Consider the following 3,591-nt stretch of genomic DNA (forward strand, 5'->3'; position numbering starts at 1 on the left):
CGTAAACTTCATTAACGACAAGCCCATTGGCAGAATTAAGTATGCACTAAATTAATTCCGCCAACAGGTTTAGTAACTTCTTACAGGTGAATACTTGAATTCAAATCGTGGAGAAGTGAATAGACAGTATTACCCGACAGAGCAACTATGACAACGTAACGCCTTTACAAAAAAGTCGGTACACGAAACCCATAGACTAATTGTCTTGACCTAAAAGAGATTGGAATTTTCAGGACTGCCTATCACTTAGATAGAAGTCCAAGGTCTGCTGAAATACATAATTCAAAAATTGAAATTGCTTGACTGCAAATTTAGTAACTTTGCTTGACAAATTAACGAGAAAGAAGAGAAAATGAAAACCGACCGCATAACATCACCTATACGCAAGCAGGGCTTTCGTGCTTCGTAGGACAGTTAAGTGGTAAATTTAAAGTTCAGTTCTTCGTAGGAAGTTCAGTGGTTAAAATCCCTGCCTGCGTATAGCTGAGAACCGTTATTTGATGATGAGGGCTATTCATATAAATGTAGGTTAAATTTTTCTGACCATTTCAAACTGTTGTCCTTTTGGGGTAAGTCCTAATGATGACAAGAAACCAGTGACTGATTCACAATCGCAATCAACATTAGTAAATTTGAGTACATCGCTTTGAAAATGACTGACAGCACTTTTAAGCAAGGACTTACCTATTCCTTTACGCCGGTAATCTTTTGCAACTGCGAGGGATGAAATATCGCCTGATGCCGGTTCAAAGATAACAAATCCGACAAGTTCTTCTCTTTCATAAGCTCCCAATATGTCCAAATTGTCGATTCCGCGTTCCAGTGAAGCCCTGTCATTTTGCCATGAAGGATGAAAATCGAACCAGGCCGTTTGGTTAAGGCAGTTTTTTAAATCCGATGGGAGTATGCGACATGCGGTATGGTTTACTTGCAATACAGGAACAATATCGCTCAGTTTGGCAGAGTAGTAGTTGAAATTTCTCTGTGTTTCAAAGCCTAATTTGCGATATATTTTTATTGCTTTGTGATTGTGTTGCAAAACTTCCAGTACATATTGCCGAACTCCTTGTTGATATATCAATTCGAGGCTGAAAGTGAATATTTTTTGGGTTAGGTGTAATCCCCGGAATGAAGGTACGGTTCCCGTCCCTGTGTCATAGGCCGTCAAGATGTTGTTGTACATGCCTGTTCCGTTAAACACAAAAGAAATCAGCCGTCCTTCGAAAAATGCTCCGAAAGATAGTTGTGGATTGTATCCTCGTCGGTCGAGCATGCGTCGCAATTCATCCGCATTCAAAGAGAAATCATAATCTTTGAATGCGGATGAGAATGCCGCATACAAATCTTTGAAAGAAACGGACTCTAAAGAATGAATGATGATTCCCATATCGGACGGTGTTATGTGTTTGGATTTTTATCACTATTCTCTACGGTTAAACCGTGCTGTTTGAGAAAGCTGAGCTTATCCCAATAACCTCTTTGGAAAACGATTTTATCGTTTTGCACATGGAAGAATCCGCATCCTCGCAACCCGAGCGGATCTTTCCATTCCATGATAGCCCATTCTCCATCCTCGAATATATGCTCAACAATACAAACCATTTTTGAGGTTGCAAATTCATTTACAAACATTTTATGGATAGCTGTTTTTCCTATAACCGGGGTGTTTGCGACTTGATGGTTTATGGCATCCTGAGCGTATAAGTTTGCCAAAGCGACTGCATCGGCGGCGTTGAAGCAGTCAATCCATTCTTGTAGTATCTCTTTTGGCGTCATATTTTTCGTATCTTTTATTCTTTAATATTTAATTGTTGCTTTTTCCTCTATAAGTTAGAATTAGACATTTTTTCTAATTCCTTTTGAAATGATCATCAAAAACAAAATTAGTATTTTTTTCTGTTTTACTGATGATTCTGTAGAAATATTCTCGTTCATATTATTGTGTCATAAGGAACGTGTCAAAAAAAGCGGTTTCCACATTACAGCTTTATGGTAAAATGAGTTTAACCAACTACATAACGCAATCTGTTGTCGGTACTGTTATCTATTTCCCATTCGTATTCTATTTAGCCCCTTATTGTGGGTATGCAGCAAGTTATCTTATCGAATTCACTCTCTTTGGGAGTCAAATATGGTTGTGCAAATGGTGGCTGACAAAACATAAACAAGGTTAGTTGGAATGTTTTTGGTATAATGTTTATAAACATAAATCAAGAAAGAATAAATAAATTTAATAGAGGCTGCCCAAAAAGAAAGAAATTCTTGCAATCACTCTTCTACAGATACTTGCAGAGGGGATAAGATTTACTTTTAGACCTTTTGGATAGCCCCTATTAATATTTTATATAAAATTCATAATTTTAAATTTTTATCCCTTTCGATCGGTTTTCATCCTTAAACTGAAAACCCGGACGCCCGATAATGATATGATTGGCAATGAAATTGCCAGACGGACTTCGTTTATCCATCGGGCTGCGAATCTGCGGGACATCATCGGTTTGTTGTGGCGATATGCTCCGTACACCTTCCGCATCTGGCTTGATCTCCTGCCCGTTCTTTTCTTTTTCGGTGACTTCCTGCGCGGGCGGCGCAAGCTCCAACTGTATCTTGCGGTCAAGCGCGGCAAGTTCGGACTTCAACTGTTTCAGTTCGTCCTCTTTCTTCCACACCTTGCCCGCTATCTCCTGCAACTGCGGAACCTCCTTTTCCAGCACCTCGTTCTTCGCCTTATACTGGTCGATGATGGACGGAATCCTCTCCAATGCATTCAGGAAATTACGTGCGGCGGCTACCGGGTCAGCCATCGCCAGATGCCCGTTGTTATAGGTGTATTTGTAATTCCCTTCCACCACGAAGCGATTGTCGGTAAATTCCAGCCCCTCTTTGAGTATCCTCTCGCTGACCACCATTATCGGGAAACCGTAAATCTCCCCGACAGGCTTGTACAAACCGCCCGTCGTGGCGTTCTTGGCTATCTCCTGCAAACGCTTTCCAATAACTTTTTCGTCGGTTGAATCCACGCCGTCCACCTTGACAATATTAAGGCGACTACCTTCCTTATCAGTCTGCACAACGGAAAGAAAACGGTTCCAGTCCTCCGTCATGGCTTCGATGACAGCCGTGTTGTTGCGCAGTTCCCCCGTCTTGGCTTCCAGCTTGAACTCCGAATCGCGCTTGCCCTTGTTGAACGACTTGCGTTCCCCTTCAAGCGATGCGATACGCTTCTCCAGTTTCGCCTTGTCCAAAAGGTCGGTATTGCCGGAGAGCAACGCCATGTACTCCGAGAAGTTCATGCCCGATTTCTCGTCCATAGCCCCCTCATCGATGGTACGTGCGCCCATCGCCCCGCTTTTGAGCTGCGAGATGAACGTCTGCTTGCAGTGCAGCAGGTTGAACTTGTAGCTGTCCAACGACTTTTCCACCGCGTAGATGATGACATCCACATTGTTCCCGGCAAAACGCTTGGCAATCTCGTTGCCCGCCCTAACTCCGCGTCCGTCACGCTGTTGCAGGTCGGATGGACGATCGGGTAGGTCAAGGGCATTACTGCCCTCTTCCCCCCTCAGAACCGTACATGAGGGTTTCCCCTCA

General features: G+C 42.8%; 2 protein-coding genes and 2 pseudogenes. 1 reads left to right on the top strand and 3 read right to left on the bottom strand.

Translation table 11 applies throughout. The features are described 5' to 3' along the window. Nucleotides 1–529: 529 nt before the first annotated feature. Both JZY04_RS20770 and JZY04_RS20775 read right to left on the bottom strand, forming a co-directional pair. Nucleotides 530–1,387 carry a GNAT family N-acetyltransferase gene (locus tag JZY04_RS20770; protein WP_007366527.1) on the bottom strand — a complete coding sequence of 286 codons (858 nt, stop codon included), beginning with the start codon at nt 1,385–1,387 and terminating at the stop codon, nt 530–532. 11 nt (nt 1,388–1,398) lie between these two features. Beyond that, nucleotides 1,399–1,776 (bottom strand): nuclear transport factor 2 family protein, encoded by a 378-nt coding sequence (locus JZY04_RS20775; protein WP_007366528.1) that lies wholly within the window; start codon nt 1,774–1,776, stop codon nt 1,399–1,401. A 118-nt stretch (nt 1,777–1,894) separates the two neighbouring features. On the opposite strand from JZY04_RS20775, the pseudogene JZY04_RS20780 reads away from it, so the two are divergent. Beyond that, nucleotides 1,895–2,174: pseudogene (locus JZY04_RS20780) on the top strand (DUF418 domain-containing protein); the annotation flags it as partial. A 186-nt stretch (nt 2,175–2,360) separates the two neighbouring features. Here the strand turns inward: JZY04_RS20780 and JZY04_RS20785 are convergent. After that, nucleotides 2,361–3,591 (bottom strand): annotated as a pseudogene (locus JZY04_RS20785) (DNA methylase); the annotation flags it as partial.

This window comes from Bacteroides sp. 11BF, assembly GCF_019633765.1.
Classification (GTDB): Bacteria; Bacteroidota; Bacteroidia; order Bacteroidales; family Bacteroidaceae; genus Bacteroides; species Bacteroides hominis.

Coding starts and splice junctions, on each gene's coding strand:
- JZY04_RS20770 (WP_007366527.1), bottom strand. CDS start 1,387: ATGGGAATCATCATTCATTCTTTAGAGTCCGTTTCTTTCAAAGATTTG.
- JZY04_RS20775 (WP_007366528.1), bottom strand. CDS start 1,776: ATGACGCCAAAAGAGATACTACAAGAATGGATTGACTGCTTCAACGCC.